We start from the raw sequence: 16,274 nt of genomic DNA on the forward strand, positions 1-16,274 counted from the left end.
GCTGAAGATATTCGGCTCGCTGCGAGGAGGCAGGGGGCCGGAGGGATGGTTCACTGAGGTCCCGGACCTGACTGTTCAAGTCCTATGCCTCTGCGAACCGACAACCGCGACGTGCCCATGCGTGCCCTTGCGGCCGCCGTATCGTCGCTTTCTAGGGAGGAGTTCATGCAACAGTGGAAGAGGCTCGCATTTGGCGTCGCGCTGGCCGCACTCGGCCTGACAGCGACGGCCAATGCCGATGACTACACCTCCTTGCCGCGCAAGGAGACGCTCATCGTCGAAAATCCGGAAGGGACGATCAAAAATCCCGGCTGGTTCAACATCTGGGTCAATGGTGGCGGCGGCGTATCGACCGGCCTGCAGCAGCTGACCATGGATACGCTCTGGTATATCGACCCCGAACAAGGACTTGGCGGCGCGACCTGGGACAATTCGCTGGCTGCCGACAAGCCGCAATATAATGCCGACTTCACCGAGATGACCGTGAAACTGCGCAAGGGACTCTTCTGGAGCGACGGCGTGGAGTTCACGGCAGACGACGTGGTCTATACCGTCAAGACGCAGATGGATCATCCCGGCATGGTCTGGAGTGCTGCCTTCTCAGTGCAGGTGGCAAGCGTCGAGGCGACCGACCCCTCGACTGTGGTGTTCAAGCTGAAGAAGCCCAATTCGCGCTTCCACGCCATCTTCACCGTTCGCTGGAACGGCGCCTGGATCATGCCCAAGCATGTCTTCGAGAAAGTCGAAGATCCGCTTCGTTATGATTTCGCCAATCCCGTCTCGCTCGGCGCCTACAAGCTCAAGTCATACGACCCCCAGGGCAAGTGGTATACCTGGGAGAAGCGCGACGACTGGCAGCGAACCTCGCTTGCCCGCTTCGGCGAGCCGGCCCCGAAATACGTGACCTATACCGATCCGGGCCCGCCGGATAAACGCACCATCGCCCAGCTCGAGCACAATCTCGATATCATTCACGACAACACGCCTGAGGGCATGTTCACGTTGAAGGAAAAATCCAAGACGATCGAGACATGGTTCCCGGGCTTCCCCTTCGCCCATCCGGACCCGACGCTTCCGGCCGTGATCTTCAACACCCAGAATCCGCCCTTCGACAACGCCGATGTACGGTGGGCGCTTGCCCTGCTGATCGACATCAAGGCCGTGGATATGGCGAGCTACCGCGGGGCGGCGACGCTTTCGGCGCTCGGCGTGCCGCCGACGGCGGCCACGATGAAAGACTATCAGGCGCCGATGCAGGATTGGCTGAAGAATTTCGAGATCGATACCGGCAAGAGCAAGATCAAGCCTTATGACCCGACGGTCGGGCAACAGATCGCCGATATCCTGCGCAAGCAGCCGAAGTTCAAGGACCAGATCCCGACCGACCCTGAGGCAATCAGCGGTGCCTTCGGCTATGGTTGGTGGAAACCGGATCCGAAGGCTGCCGGCGAACTGCTGGAGAAGGCAGGCTTCAAGAAATCCGGTGGCAAATGGCTGACCCCTGATGGACAGCCCTTCAAAATCCGGATGACGGTGGAAGGCGACACGCGCTCAGTCTTCACCCGCGCCGGGACGCTGATCGCACAGCAATGGGCGGCCTTCGGCATCGACGCCAAAGCCGTGCCGGCCGCGAAGCTTTGGCAGACGGCGCTACAGCCCGGCGATTTCCAGGTGGCGATTGCCTGGAGCGTCGAAACCTGGGGCGGCGACCCCGATCTCTCCTTCTTCCTCGATAGCTGGCATTCGCAGTTCGTGGCCAAGAAGGGTGACAACCAGCCGCCGCGCAACTGGCAGCGCTGGAGCAATCCGGAGCTCGACAAGATCATCGAGAGCATCCGCGGCATCAGCGCCGACGATCCCAAGGGCATGGAGCTCGGCAAGGATTATCTGAAGCTGGTCGCCCGCGAAATGCCGACGATCCCCCTGATGTCGTATAACGTCTTCACCTCGATGGATACGACCTATTGGACCGGCTATCCGACGATCGCCGATCCCTATACCGATCCGGTGCCGAATTGGGCCAACTCCAGGCTGATGATGGTCAAGCTCAAGCCGGCACAACCGAAATAATCCTCCCAACGCCGGCGCGAGTGTTGCGCGCCGGCCCCCTAATCGACGGGCATGTGGCATGTCCGTCGATCCTTTCCACTTGATGAAGGGAACCAGAGAGGAACCACCGCCCTATGACGTCCTATCTGATCTTTGTGCTGAAGCGGTTCGGTCAGTTTCTGCTCGTTGTATTCCTTGGCGTGACCATCACATTCTTCGTCACCCACCTGACCCCGATCGATCCGGTCGAAGAAAGCATAGGCGCCATCACCCAGATGGGGCAGTCCGATCCCAACGCGATCGAGCTGATGCGCCAGTCGCTTCGCGAGCTTTACGGCATGGAGGGCTCGATCTGGCAGCAATATCTGAATTTCTGGCTGCGGCTTGCCACAGGCGATCTCGGCCCCTCGCTCTCGGCCTTTCCCACGCCCGTTTCCACCATCATCCTGCGGTCCCTGCCCTGGACCATCGGTCTGATGACGGTGTCGACGCTGATCACCTTCGTGCTCGGCAATGCCATCGGCGCGCTCGCCGGCTATTACCGCAAGGACATGGTGCTGAAGGCCGTCAGCCTCGTCTTCATCGCCCTGCTTCCCATTCCCTATTACATTCTGGCCTTCGTGCTTTTGATTGTGTTCGGCTACCTCTGGCCGGTGCTGCCGATCAATGGCGGCTACGAGATGAACGCCAATCTGGACCTCTCCTTTGCCCTGGTCCTCGATATCCTGAAACACTCGATCCTGCCGGCTTTGTCGCTGATCATGGTCGGAACCGGCAGCTGGCTGATCGGCATGCGCGCGCTCGTTTCCAACATCATCACCGAGGATTACGTCGTCTTCGCCGAGCTTGGCGGCGTCCCGAAGCGAAAGATCCTGCGCTCCTATATCGCCCGCAATGCCATGGTGCCGCAGTTCACCGGGCTGGCCATGTCGCTCGGCGCGATCTTCAACGGCACGGTCATCACCGAAATCGTCTTCGGCTATCCGGGCATCGGAAACCTGCTGATCGAAGCGGTGCATGCCGGCGACTACAGCCTGGTGCTCGGCCTCAGCGCATTGTCGATTGTCGGCGTCGCCGCCGCCGTCTTCATCATCGACATTCTGAGCCCGCTGATCGACCCGCGCATCAAGGTGGAATAGAGCATGTTTACGATCGTCCGCGACCTTGCGCGCCAGAATATGGAATTCCTCTGCGGCCTGCTGCTCTTTGCCGTCATCGTTGGATTGATAGTGGTGTCGTATTTCTCGCCTTACAGCGCGACCGACATCTATCTTCTGCCGCCCGATATGCCGCCCGATGGCGAATATTGGCTCGGCACGACGTCGCGCGGCCAGGACGTTTTCTGGCAATTGACGACCGCGCTCAGGAACACCCTGTTTTTCGGCATCGGCGTCGCCTTCATTTCACGCATCATCTCGCTGGTCGTCGGCCTCGTCGCCGGCTATGCCGGAGGCGCGGTCGACAGGGTGCTGATGGCCATCAACGACAGCGTCATGGTCATCCCGCAATTCCCGCTGCTGATCCTTTTCTACTTCGTGCTGAAGGACAGCATGACCTGGACGGCGCTGATCCTCATCATGGCCTCGCTCGGCTGGTCCTACGACGCACGCCTCATCCGTTCGGTGGCGATCAGCCTGAAGACGAGATCCTTCACCACCCAGAGCGTCTATTCCGGCATGAGCATGCGCAAGATCCTCATCGAGGAGCACCTGCCCTATGTTCTGCCGATCGTCTTTGCCACCACGATGAACAACATGATCTGGTCGATCGGCATGGAGATCACCCTGTCGGTGCTGGGCTTCACCGATATCGAGACGCCGACCATGGGCATGATGATCTATTGGGCCAATGCGCATTCGGCGCTGATATCGGGCATATGGTGGTGGGTGGCCGCCCCCGTCGCCGTCATCGTCGTCCTCTTCCTGGCACTCTTCCTGCTGTCCATGTCGATGAACGAATACAATGATCCGCGCAGCCGGCTGAACCGGATGGGAAGTTAGTATGGATCCTTTGGTCGAAATTGAGAATCTGAAAGCCTATTACCGTGCCTTCCTCTTTGGCGTCGATCGCGAGGTGCGCGCCGTTGATGATATCAGCCTGACGATTGCCCGCGGCGAGGTCTATGGCGTTGCCGGTGAATCGAGCAGCGGAAAAACCACCCTGATCAAGACCATTGCCGGCGCGATCCGGCCGCCGCTGCGGGTCGTGTCGGGAAAAGTGACATTCCATTTCGACGGCGGCACCCAGGATATCTACGCGATGAAGCCGGAGGATCGGCTGGCGCTGCGCTGGAAGCATCTGTCCTATATCATGCAGGGCTCGATGAATGTGCTCAATCCGGTGCGCCGGATCCGTCATTCCTTCACCGATTTCGCCTTTCGCCACATGAAGGTCAGCGGCCCGGTCTTTTTCGAAAGGGTCGCCACCCATCTGCAGCGGCTGAAGCTCGATCCCCATCTGCTCGATGCCTATCCCCACGAGCTGTCAGGCGGCATGCGCCAGCGCATGACCATTGCGCTGGCGACGATCCTGACGCCGGAATTCATCATCGCCGACGAACCGACGACCGCGCTCGACGTGATCGTTCAGCGCGACGTGCTCTCGATGATCCGCGAAATCCAGCGCGAGATGGGCTCGTCCTTCCTGTTCGTCACCCATGACATGGGGGTTCACGCGACGGTCTCCGACCGCATCGGCATCGTCTATGCCGGGCGTCTCGTCGAGGAAGCGCCGACCCCCAAGCTATTCAGCAAACCGCTCCACCCCTATACGCAGCACCTCGTCGGCAGCCTGCCGCGCATCGGCGACGCGACGGCCCGCCCTTCGCTGGAGGGGCGTCCGCCGAACCTCGCCATGCCCCCGGAGGGCTGCCGGTTCCACCCGCGCTGTCCGAAGCGCATGGAGATCTGCTCGCAGAAGGTTCCGCCGCTCGTCACCGTCGAGCCGGGGCGGCGGGTGGCGTGTTTTGCCGTTACGGGAGATCAGGTTTGAGCGCTCTTCTTAGCCTCTCGCATGTCACCAAAGTCTACCGCCAGGGCGGCATGCTCGGCCGGCGCCTGATCACGGCGGTCAAGGACGTCAGCTTCGAACTCGGCGCGGAGCCGGAGATCCTCTCGATCGTCGGCGAATCCGGCTCGGGAAAATCGACGATCGCGGCGATGATCCTCGGCCAGACCGCACCGACGGAAGGCGAGCTTCAATTCAGCGGCAGGACCGTCGCCATCCATAGCAGAGCCGAACGCACGGCTTTCATGAAAGAGGTCCAGCCGGTTCTGCAGAACCCCTTCGAAGCCTTCAATCCACTGAAACGTGTCGATCGTTATCTCTTCGAGACCGCCCGCAATTTTTCGTTCTCGGGAAAACGGCCGGACCGGCAGCAGGCGGAGAAGATGGCGGATGCAGCCCTCGTCCATGTCGGCCTGACCCTTGAAGAAGTGAAAGGCCGGTTTCCCCACGAACTCTCCGGCGGCCAGCTTCAGCGCGTCGCCATCGCCCGCGCGCTGATCCCGCAACCCCGCCTGCTGGTGGCCGATGAACCGGTCTCCATGGTCGACGCCTCGCTGCGCATGGCGATCGTCAATCTCTTCGGCCGCCTGAAAAACGAGCTCGGTCTTTCCATCGTCTACATCACCCACGACCTCGCCACCGCCTATTATATCAGCGACAACATCATCATCATGCGCAAGGGTGAAATCGTCGAGCGAGGACAGGCGCGAGCCGTGCTGGATGATCCGCAGCATGAGTATTCGCGGGCGCTGAAGGATGCGGTGCTGGCGGCGGATTTTAGTGCGGCGGTGTGAGTGGTGCGGGAAGATGAGGAGAATGCTACATACAGCTTTCCTCTATAGGACGCGGCGACGGCTCTCTTCGCAGGATGGCAATGGTGATTTCAGACGATCGAACTGTTGACGTCGTCCCGCTCTTGCGCCCGCAGGTCGACCGCAACAAGCTATGCGAAGCGGTGGACAAGCTAGATAGCCGCACAATCGACAACTAGAACAAGATCCTCATATTGTTAGACGATTCTATCTTAATGCGGACCAGTGCGCACGCATAAACCAATTCGATGACGAGGATCATGCAAGAACCCAGAGAACTGAATCGTATAGTCTGGATGCCAGTCGGCTCGAGCCTGATCCTGAAATGAATGACAGCTATCTCAAGCCAGAGCGAACGGACTACTTTTGATGCTTTGCCAATTTGCGAATACGTTTCCTGGTTTCGTCGCCAAATTCCTTGCCCAAGGACATACCCTCAAGCGCAGGTTCCGTGAAGAAACCGTGACAGATCTATTGATGGGCAGCCTGATCACAGCGGCTGGAGGCAGGCTTGTAGTGGAGTTTCCAAACGAGCCCGTAACAGGGGCTGACATGGAGTGGAACTTCGTCGATCTCAGATCGCGCGTATTCTTCCGCATCCTTCTGCAGGCCAAACAAGCGTACGGAGGAGGCGACATATGGTCCCGCCACGCGTACCGCGAGCTTTATCACGCGCCAGGAACGGGATCGAAATTGCAGGCCGTAACACTCTGCGACACCGCTAGAACTACTCCGGCGACCTATCCCCTTTATATTTTCTACAACGCAGAGACGACGATCGCCCTTGCCCGGTCAAAAGGAGTGCGCAATTTCGCCGGTGTGAACCTCGCCGACGGCTATGAGGTCGAGCGGCTAGTTCTAGCGGCAAAAGGCCGGACTTTACGAACGCGAAATCGGAGCGTCGGGACGATCTGGCCACTCCTGGAACCCATTTCAAGCCTCTTCTGTCCTCCGAGCGTTTACCCCACGCCGCCGATGTCATATTCGGGAGACACAATGTCTTTTGTGATCTCGCGGGATGAGGACGGTCGGCCGGTCGCGGGCACTCCCATTCCCCCCGATCCTATCACTGTGCGCGAGCGGATTGTTTCGATTGCCGAAGCCTCGCGAAACCAATCCGGGTCTCGTCAAACAGTCAGCAAAGTATCCCGTGTTCCAGAGGTATCGCATTCGATACCGGAAGACATCCAGGAAGTCATCGAGCGGCGTCGCATACCCCATTCGTCGTCCCAACCACTCGATCGGTGGAGGCTGACGTTCGTTTCCGCGCGTCACTCAGACGACGGAGACGCGATTTGAAATGGATGATCGCCGGTCGCCCGATCTCCGTGCTTGGTTAATGCCGTTACACCGTCGGGCTCGGCGCAGCCATGCGAGTCACCCAGCCGACGGACTATCAGGCTCAAAAGGATGAGGCTTTTTTGGCGTGCCAAATCCGCAGTCCACAGCCCGCGGTTCTTAACCCCACAAATACTGCTTTGGCCCCTGTGCGTTCGCTGTACTTGCGACTTGACGGATACTTCGAAAACGTAATGGAGTACACAAGGCGCCTCCTAAGTCTCGACATCGTCGCGTCGAGCCATAGAGGATCTGCAAACAGGATTTCCCCCTCAGCCCGAGAATGCGTCCTATAGTCCTCTTCGGTAGGCTTCCATTGCCCCCATACCAGACTCTTCAAAGCTAGGCTGCCTTCCTGTGCCCGCCACTCTCCCGAGTACTTCTCGGACATGAGGCCTAGCGATTTGGTGATTTCGATACCAAGGCGCGGCCTAGCCGCGGCTCCTCGGGCTGCTATCTCATCGCCTGTGTCAATTCCTAGGCTATACGCCTCTGGCGACCAGACAAACGGCTCGAACGGACTGGTCTGCCGATTCCGTCGCTCGTAATATCCACCGTCCCAATACTGCGGCAACCAAAAGTCATGGTTCTTCCGTTTTGAGAACCTTTCACACTCTCTGATCACGCCGCGAGGTGCCGCGAGAGCGGAAACAATCGTGACATCGACACCATCTGGCGAAATCCAATGACCTTGAATAGGGACGAGTGCTTCACTGCTTACATCGGCGAGTCCGATCTTTGCCAGGAGGGTCGCCTGATCCTGCAGCGTTTCCTGCTGTCCTTTTCTATTCGCGAGCAACGACAAATGCGCCGCAGGTGGCGGCACGTCCTTGCGATCGGCAAGCCAGGAGCCGTCATCAAAGGTAATATCATAGTCCCGGAGCCAAGAAGCCCACGAGGTATTCGTCTCGTCATCATAGCTGTGATCGGCGACGGGGCGTAAACCCACGAGGGTGGTCGCGGCACTGATTAGCGCATGCCTTTGAATATGCTCCCGGTAGAATTCATATCTTTCATCACTGTCTCGCCGATAACGGTCTCCGCCAGTGAAATATTTAAGCGAAGTGGCCTCCGGCCATCGCCTTTTGATTTCGGCCGCTACGGCGTCAATGGCCTCTCCCTTGGATAGACCGAACAACATTGCGAGGCTAGATATCTCAGTTTTGTCGAACTCATAATCGAAGCGGAAGCCAGATTGAGATTCAACAGGCGCAGGCCAATAAGTCGCCTCAACATACCCGTGTGGGGGTATCGTGATCGATGTTCGAATTGCTTCCAGCTCTGGATCCGTGTGGCTCACCCCGACAAGATGCTCAAGGCATCGCAACAGATGAAGCTTATTAACGACATGCACATCGGTGCGCTTGACCAAGGCCTTTAGTTTCGATTGAAGAAAGTCCAACCCTGAGCCTTCCAGCAACGTAGCCCGGGAGAGGCCCATCAGGAGCCATTGCTGTGAATTTTGAAACGAAAGCTTGGCATCGGGTGAAACCAACGCGTCAGTCTGAGTGCGGTCGAAGCCGTCTACGAGAACACCGATCTCATCCCAGAGCTTCAGATCGCAGAGGGACTCGATCGCCCGCCCTAGATCCCATCGAATGAAACCGTCTTCGTCCCCAAGCAGATGCCAGACAATACCGGCGATTAATGCCTGCTGATCGTGAGCCGTGCGGAATTCTTCCCGAAACGGCCCTTCCCCAATGTCGTCGGCAATGCGAAGTGACGGCCCGGAGAGCAACGTTTCCAATGCCTCTAGCGATGCTTGTGGCGTTGATAGCTCGCAAAGGCTCGTAGCCACCTGGAGCCATTCGTCTCCACCGAGTTCAGGTCGCTCATGCGCAATCGTCTCAAGAACGAGATTCATCACGAAGTGTCGGTCGCCGCATAATTCGGCAAGCAGGCTCACGTAACGCGTGAGCGACGAGTATCGTAGGTCGAAAAGCTCAGATCCCTTGAATTCGAACAGGTACTTGATCACCTCCTTCACGCGAGCGGTCACATGAGCCGTCGAATCGCTCCAATCCTTGATGCTGGCGATTATCAGGTCGACTGCAGCGTCAAACTCGAAATCCGTAGCTTCACAGATGGCCATCAAAAATGCGAGCCGCTGATCGTAAGGACACTTTGCCCGAAGCTTCGCAAGGAAGTCCGGTATGGATGGGTACGGCAGCGAGTGCTCTCTGATCTCCTTCAAGGCCTCGTCGATCGCAACGGGGGAGGTCGGATCACATGTGGCAACAAGGTCTTCTATCGGGTCAGTTGCTGCAACCTCCGATTCCTCAAGCTGTGCCTTTGCGGGCCGTAGGTCGTAGGTGCTGTTTTGACTATTATATTCGTCGCGTTTGCGCAGTGCTTCGCTTTTCAGAACATCAAGCGCTTGCCGTTCATCCTCGGTCATTAATCCCGGATAGCTGCCATCAACATCAAGGATGCCTTCCCACACGGATGGCCAGCCAGCCTCCGTGTGTTGCTCTTTCAGCTTTTCAAAGATCGTAACGAAGATCATACGGCGATCAGGCGGATCTGCTACCGCAAGCAAGTCGGCCAATCCATCACCGAAACGCCATTCATGCCATCCTTGATCATCGCAAATGCTGAGGAGAAAGGCGGCGCGGCGCGGATCGAGAACGCCACTTTTAGCAAGGTAGCAGACGAGTTGCGGCAGGCCATAGGAGAAATCGGCGACATCCTGATCATCCCATCTCAGCAGCTTGTTTACGGCCGGCAGCCCGATAGATGCTGCGGCGGCACGACTGAATAACTTCCATCCAAATTTGGAGGGCTCGTTGCTTGCGATCGTTTGGCATAGGTTCATCAAACGATGGCCGAGTTCAGCACGAACCACACCGCCGCGTTGCTGCGCCGCGTAATGCAACAACGAATAAATCTGGTCGTGGTCATTGCCGCCCAGCTGATCGAGTTCCGCGAGACCTTGGCGGTAATATTCGCCCGCTTCGTGCATGCTCATGGGCACGAGAGATGAAGCGAGACCAGCATAGCTTTCCCCTCGCTGCTCGATATAGTCGTCGGACTTAATATGATCTGCGACGTGGCGCGCAAATCGACCTGCGAGATCACTTAAAGCAGGACGCTCCGCCAAGAGGCCAAGTATTTCTGTTTTCTGCTCAGTGGTAAAACTTGCATTCGAAATCAGTTCAACAAAGCGTTCCCCGTCGGTGATCGATATTTCGTCGGCGTGGCGCAGCAGCAACCTGGCAATTCCAAGCCCAACGGCTCTGGACAGCAGGTCTTTTGGCTCGTCCGAGCGCGGATGTCCGGTGTGAAGATGGGAACTCCATAGAGTCGTGAAGTCTTCAAGATGTTGACTGGAAATTCCCTGCCCCTCCAAGAACGCCTTTTCGAGAGGGCGCACCAGCGTAAGCACCACCTCAATGCCTGCGCAAATCGCCCGACGCTCGGATTCATCGTATCGAGGAGCATGTTTTCGCCTGCCACGCTTAGATGTGCCTTGATCTCCACGGGGCGCTTCGACCTTGCCTAGAAAGTCGATCAACGCCTCCCTGCTGGCTATTGCTTTTGCCAGCTTGGTGACCTTGACCTCACGGGGCAGCAGATCATGGCGCTCTAGGCGCCGACCCTGCACCCATGCGCCTACGCAAACTCGAAAAAGTGGCGGCCAGGCACGCGACCTGCCGTAACGCTCAGAATAATCATAACCTGTGGGCCGGATGAGTGGGCTTGCTGCGAGGATCCGATGTGCAGATGCTTGGGAGCCGTCTAGCAATGCCGCGATCGTAGCGCGGGTAACATCTGACTCGCCTTCTCGCCTGCCCTCCAGCAAATTGTCGTCCTCGGTAATCTTCTCGGCGCTGGGCGCTACAGTCGAACGGGCAATCGCTACCACATCTGTCTTGGGCAGGCGTGTGCTCGCCGCAATCAAAGCAATCTTCAAAGCAAATGATTGGCAGGTTTTGCTTGCCGCAAATCTTGCCAACTTCTCAAGCTCGGACCGACCATTATAACGGTCGAGCCACTGCACGAGCTCCACCACTTCCTTGCTGACCGAGAGAGCGAAGTGGCCTGCTGCCGGTTTATCGGACACGAGGTTAAGCTAATCCCACCTTTGTTTCAAAGTCATTGGGGCTGAGATAGCCCAGTGTCGAGTGGCGACGCTTCGGGTTGTAGAAGCGCTCGATGTAATCGAACACATCGGCTCTGGCGTCATTCCTCGTGCGATAAACCTTCCGTGCCGTTCTCTCCGTTTTCAGTGAGGAGAAGAAGCTCTCCATTGCAGCGTTGTCCCAGACATTTCCAGAGCGGCTCATCGAGCAGGTGATGCCGTGATCTCCCATGAGGCGCTGGAACTGCTCGCTGGTATATTGGCTGCCCTGGTCGGAGTGATGCAGCAGAGCATCTGGTTTTCCTCGACGCCATATCGCCATGATCAGCGCATCTGTGACGAGTTGGGCTGTCATGTTGGCATTCATCGACCAGCCGACGACACGGCGTGAGAACAGGTCGATGACGGCTGCGACATACAGCCAGCCTTCCGCGGTCCAGATATAGGTGAAGTCAGCCACCCATTTCTGGTTCGGACGGTCTGCCACGAACTGGCGGTCCAGCACGTTAGGCATGATGACGGCACGGTCACCGGCATCCTTTGGCAAGCCACGCCGCCTCGGTCTTGCCCTGAGCGCATTCAAGCGCATCAGCCGCTCAATACGATGGAGGCCACAGGATAACCCTTCCTCCAGCACATCGTGCCAGACCCGTCGGGCACCATAGGTGCGGTCGCTGGACTGGAAACTCTGCTTGATCCTTTCCAGCAGGACCTCGTCATGGCGTGCATGTTCGCTCGGAGAACGATTGAACCAGGCGTGGAAACCTGAACGAGAAACTCCCAGCGCTTCACAGAGCCATGCCACCGGCCAGATCGAGCGGTGCTTTGCAACGAACGCGAACTTCATATCGCGTCCCTGGCAAAGTAGGCTGCGGCCTTTTTTAGGATATCGCGCTCTGCCTTCAGCTTTGCGACTTCACGACGGAGCCGCTCGATCTCAAGCTGCTCCGGCTTCATTTGCCCTTTTCCAGGAAAGGATTGGCTGGGATCGTCGCCGTATTCCCGAACCCATTTGCGCAACACATTCTCGTGGACATCAAGATCACGGGCAGCCTGCGCAACGGCAACCCCACGCTCCCTGACCAGCTTCACCGCCTCAAGCTTGTACTCGCGGCTGAATATTCGTCTTTGCATTCATGCTCTCCGGTTTCAGGAGGAACACCTTAACCTCGTGTCCATGAAACCGGCAGCAGGCCAAAGCCCAGGCTCCAGCGTGCCAAGTTGCGATCCGCGACTTCGTACTGTCCCTCAGTAACCGCCTGGAAAATCACTGCAGCGAAATCAGACGCCGTTGGCCCATCTGGATTAGGCTGATCGTCTTCTCTTTGCTCTACGTGCCAATTGATCCAGCCGATGGTGCGAGACGCCTGCAACGCAGCTTCGTCCGCCTCGTCCGCAAAACAATTCGCCACTGTCAGCCGCGCGCTACGCGCGCCTCTCCAACCTGATCGGTCGTTGAATAAGCGACGATAGGCATCACGGCCACCGAGCATGGCGGCCAGGGCCGCGGAGCGGCGAACAAACTGATCGCCTTTTGCATTGGCAGATGCGACCTGTGCCAGCCGCATGGTCAGTTCGAGAACACGGTCGAGATTTCCCGATTTCACGGCTAGTCGAAAAGCTGCATCAAGGCGGGCAAGGATCAGACGGCGTTTCCCAAAATCCGATTGCACCGACTCGGGAAAGTCCTGTGAATCGGCGAGCGCGAATGCGCGATCACTATCGTTGATGATCACCAAGAAATGTGGCAACGCCTCCGCGGCATAAGCCGAACTGCTTTGTGATTCCTGAAGCCGTTGCGCTATTGCCTGCTGCGCGTCAGCAGACTTGGAATAGGTCTCGTGGATGTAAGTTTCCGTCGGCTCGTCGCGGAAGATCGCGCCGTGTGACGACACCTCAAGCATCGGCGCGAGGTCGGACGCTGCGCTACGAACCTGCGAATCTGACCACCCTAGCGCGTTCGCTAGCTCATCAAGCGGTATCGGTGGGGGTAGCAGGGAAATTCCCGCAAAGAACTCGCGAACGTCCCGCTCTGACCAACCAGCGACATGGAGATCGTCGAAGATTTTCTGACAGCGTTGAGCAATGATCTCTTCTACGGTGATTTCATCCGCTGACGTGTTACCGAGAACATTTTGCTCCCAGGTCTCCAGGAGGTATGCCAGAACGCGTGCATTGCCCCTCGATCGGGCCATCGCCGATGCAAATTCAACGTCGGAAAGGGTTTCCCTGCGGGCTATTAGAAATTGCCTAGGCTGTTTAGTCCCGGCATTTGATGGTGCATTATTTTCCTTAGAATGGAGGGAGGCACTATGGGCCAGGTTCTACACGGGAGCGCCACAACGACAGAGGCAATCCGTCGAGCAATACAAAATAGTGAAGAGAGCCTGAGAGCGCTTTCAAAGCGGTATGGGGTCAATCAGAAGACAATAGCCAAATGGAAGAGACGGACATCATTGGCCGATCTTCCGACAGGCCCGAAGGACCCGCATTCGACAATCCTCTCCCTTGAAGAAGAAGCCGTCATCGTCGCCTTTCGCAGGCATACATTGCTGCCTCTTGATGACTGCCTCTATGCCCTTCAACCGACGATCCCGCATCTGACACGTTCGTCCCTGCACAGGTGTCTGCAGCGCCACGGCATTTCACGCCTGCCGGAAGTGAAAGGCGACAAAGAACCGAAGAAAAAGTTCAAAAGCTACCCGATCGGCTACTTCCACGTCGATATTGCCGAGGTGCAGACGGCTGAGGGCAAGCTCTATCTCTTCGTGGCGATTGATCGCACGTCCAAGTTCGCCTTCGCTGAGCTCTATGCCAAAGCTGGCAAGATGAATGCCGCCCAGTTCCTGCGCAACCTGATCGCGGCGGTGCCCTACACCATCCATACTATCCTGACCGATAATGGCATCCAGTTCACCAACCGGGCCTGTGACCAAAATGCCTTCCAGCACATCTTCGACCGAGTCTGTGAGGAATACGAGATCGAGCATCGCCTGACAAAGGTTAAGCACCCATGGACCAATGGGCAGGTCGAGCGGATGAACCGGACGATCAAGGAAGCGACTGTCAAGCGCTTCCACTACGACGATCACGCACAACTGAAAAAGCATCTCGCCGACTTCATCGACGCCTACAATTTTGGGCGCAGGCTCAAGACACTAAAGGGCCTCACCCCCTACGAGTTCATCTGCAAAAGGTGGACTTCCGAGCCAGATCGATTCATCATCGATCCTATCCATCAAATGCCGGGACTAAACACCTAGCCTCCTCGTCCGTGAAAGGAACGAGCTCGAAGGGCATGACGCGAGACCTCCCTGTTACGCCCGCCATCCGATGCGGCCGCGCGGTCAAAACGAGCTTGACGCCGTCTATAGGCTCGCTGTCCAGCGATGCCAGAAGAAGTTTGGGAAAGGAGTCGTCTTTACGATTGTCCGCCTCGAGCTGGGCATTATCGGCGGCGTCGAGGATGAGCAATAGCCCACCTTTCGCAGACTGCTCTTTCACCGCATTGGCTGCCTGGCCCAAACGCTTTCTTGCTGCTTTGGTCAATGCTATCCGATCACCATCGCCGGGAAGCAAAGGATCGCATAGGCCGCGCGAGGCGAGTTCATTCACAATTTGGATCAGGCCCACCTTCGGTAAATGGCGTGCCTGATCTTCAGAACGATAGGAGCCACCGCCGAAGCAGTCGAAGACGACTACTTCGAAATCACCCACGAGGCTCGATGCCAAGCTCTGTATGAAGACCGTCTTACCCACGCCTCCATCCGCATGAATAAAAAGGGGCAAACTCGAGCTTTTAACCAAATCGACTACGGTGCCTAGCTGCGAGCGCTCAACGACTTCTCCAACAGGAACGAAGCGCGTGCCGGCTGGAAAGAGATCTTCCGGTTCGCAGCCTAAAGCGTCGAGAACATCTTCTTTCTTGATGAGGTTGTTGCTTTGACCGCTAGGCCCGGCTTTGCCGATCACCAGTTCCTTAAGGCCATGTAATTTTGCTCGTGCAGTGCTGTCCGAACCCGCCGACCAATCAGTCAGAGTTCGTTTCAACGCGCCGCTCAATGCCGGAAGGTTCTGTTCAGAGGCACGGAATTCCGTCATTGCGAAAAGGCGATGTGAGCTGACGCCTGTCGTGCGGCACAAATTATCGAGGTATCCGAACTGTCTACCAGCCTCATCGTCAGGGCGGTCGAGCCCTGCCTTAAGGGCTTCGATAGCCTTCCATAGCGGCTCTGCGAAAGCGGTGTTCGTAACGAAAGAAAAAGATAACTTCGCATCGACCTCGCTAGCGGAATGTTGCTCTTCATAGCCTTTCAGGGTATCGCCGAATTTCTCGATCGTCTTCTTCAGATAGGACGCTGTTTCTGGCGCAGGATCGACCTGATATTTGAACTGAGCAGTCTCCAGCCGGTCACAGGATGCGAATGTAGCGCCCTTGCCGTAGTAAAGCACGAGATCAGCGACCTCTTCGGCTGCTTTCCCCGGAGAGCTCGGCTCTTCCGGGGAAATGCCCTCTACAGCAACGGCGAAAAGGGTATCCTTTGGGAACACTAATTGAAGAATGCGTCGCGCAGTCCAGCGCTCGTGAAATGTGTGGCCTGCTCTTGAAGCTCGGACGGTGTCGATGCGTATGGTGCTGTCGGCCATGTAAATAAGCGTCCGCCTTCTGCTAGGCTAAAATCGAAAACGTTCAGAAGGTTAGTAGTTGTGGTCGAGATGCGCAACGCCTCTGAAGTGTATTGGCATTTCCGTCGTATTCATGTTCCGATGCTGCCTCTCCGCGATCGTTCCGGTGACCGCGATGCCGGCGTTGCGATCAACGACAGCGACCGGCAAACCGGGACCACTCACAGGCAACTGTATGGTCTGGTTGGCGGAATTTGGAGAGATCCTGAAGTAACGGTCGCCTTGAACAGAGCTGAACCGGCGGCGATCTAGTTTGATGACACCAACACCCTGAATGTACGTCATAATAAACTGGTCTTAAA

General features: G+C 57.3%; 11 protein-coding genes. 7 read left to right on the forward strand and 4 right to left on the reverse strand.

Features of this window, described 5'->3' with window-relative positions; all coding sequences use genetic code 11:
* Positions 1-165: 165 nt before the first annotated feature.
* The 6 genes from BA011_RS32070 to BA011_RS32095 all read left to right on the forward strand — a co-directional run bounded on the left by BA011_RS32070 (position 166) and on the right by BA011_RS32095 (position 7,166).
* Positions 166-2,070: an ABC transporter substrate-binding protein gene (locus tag BA011_RS32070; protein ID WP_065283836.1), complete on the forward strand. Its 1,905-nt coding sequence runs from the start codon at positions 166-168 to the stop codon at positions 2,068-2,070.
* 113 nt (positions 2,071-2,183) lie between these two features.
* On the forward strand, positions 2,184-3,188 hold the full coding sequence (locus BA011_RS32075) for an ABC transporter permease (protein ID WP_065283837.1): 1,005 nt from the start codon (positions 2,184-2,186) through the stop codon (positions 3,186-3,188).
* 3 nt (positions 3,189-3,191) lie between these two features.
* Positions 3,192-4,049 carry an ABC transporter permease gene (locus BA011_RS32080; RefSeq protein ID WP_065283838.1) on the forward strand — a complete coding sequence of 286 codons (858 nt, stop codon included), beginning with the start codon at positions 3,192-3,194 and terminating at the stop codon, positions 4,047-4,049.
* Position 4,050: 1 nt separating this feature from the next.
* Positions 4,051-5,040, forward strand: a complete 990-nt coding sequence (locus BA011_RS32085) for an ABC transporter ATP-binding protein (RefSeq protein ID WP_065283839.1) — start codon at positions 4,051-4,053, stop codon at positions 5,038-5,040.
* Positions 5,037-5,849 carry an ABC transporter ATP-binding protein gene (locus BA011_RS32090; RefSeq protein WP_065283840.1) on the forward strand — a complete coding sequence of 271 codons (813 nt, stop codon included), beginning with the start codon at positions 5,037-5,039 and terminating at the stop codon, positions 5,847-5,849. Before BA011_RS32085 ends, BA011_RS32090 begins: the two co-directional genes overlap by 4 nt.
* 387 nt (positions 5,850-6,236) lie before the next feature.
* Positions 6,237-7,166 carry a DUF6615 family protein gene (locus BA011_RS32095; RefSeq protein WP_065283841.1) on the forward strand — a complete coding sequence of 310 codons (930 nt, stop codon included), beginning with the start codon at positions 6,237-6,239 and terminating at the stop codon, positions 7,164-7,166.
* Between the two features lie 103 nt (positions 7,167-7,269).
* Here BA011_RS32095 and BA011_RS32100 read toward each other — a convergent pair whose 3' ends face one another.
* The 3 genes from BA011_RS32100 to BA011_RS32115 all read right to left on the reverse strand — a co-directional run bounded on the left by BA011_RS32100 (position 7,270) and on the right by BA011_RS32115 (position 13,481).
* Entirely contained in the window at positions 7,270-11,268 is a 3,999-nt protein-coding gene (locus BA011_RS32100) for a hypothetical protein (protein ID WP_186806616.1), read from the reverse strand.
* A gap of 4 nt (positions 11,269-11,272) precedes the next feature.
* Positions 11,273-12,420, reverse strand: a protein-coding gene (locus BA011_RS32105; RefSeq protein WP_130718853.1) for an IS3 family transposase whose coding sequence is annotated in 2 segments (ribosomal slippage) — positions 11,273-12,171 and positions 12,171-12,420 — 1,149 coding nt in all. Because the reading frame shifts where the segments join, the coding sequence is not laid out codon by codon here.
* A gap of 29 nt (positions 12,421-12,449) precedes the next feature.
* Positions 12,450-13,481 (reverse strand): hypothetical protein, encoded by a 1,032-nt coding sequence (locus BA011_RS32115; RefSeq protein WP_065283842.1) that lies wholly within the window; start codon positions 13,479-13,481, stop codon positions 12,450-12,452.
* A gap of 117 nt (positions 13,482-13,598) precedes the next feature.
* On the opposite strand from BA011_RS32115, the gene BA011_RS32120 reads away from it, so the two are divergent.
* Positions 13,599-14,549: an IS481 family transposase gene (locus BA011_RS32120; RefSeq protein WP_072638367.1), complete on the forward strand. Its 951-nt coding sequence runs from the start codon at positions 13,599-13,601 to the stop codon at positions 14,547-14,549.
* Here the strand turns inward: BA011_RS32120 and BA011_RS32125 are convergent.
* Entirely contained in the window at positions 14,518-15,933 is a 1,416-nt protein-coding gene (locus BA011_RS32125) for an ATP-binding protein (RefSeq protein ID WP_065283843.1), read from the reverse strand. The two genes, BA011_RS32120 and BA011_RS32125, sit on opposite strands and share 32 nt — an antisense overlap.
* Between the last annotated feature and the right edge of the window lie 341 nt (positions 15,934-16,274).

Source organism: Rhizobium leguminosarum, assembly GCF_001679785.1.
Classification (GTDB): domain Bacteria; phylum Pseudomonadota; class Alphaproteobacteria; order Rhizobiales; family Rhizobiaceae; genus Rhizobium; species Rhizobium leguminosarum_R.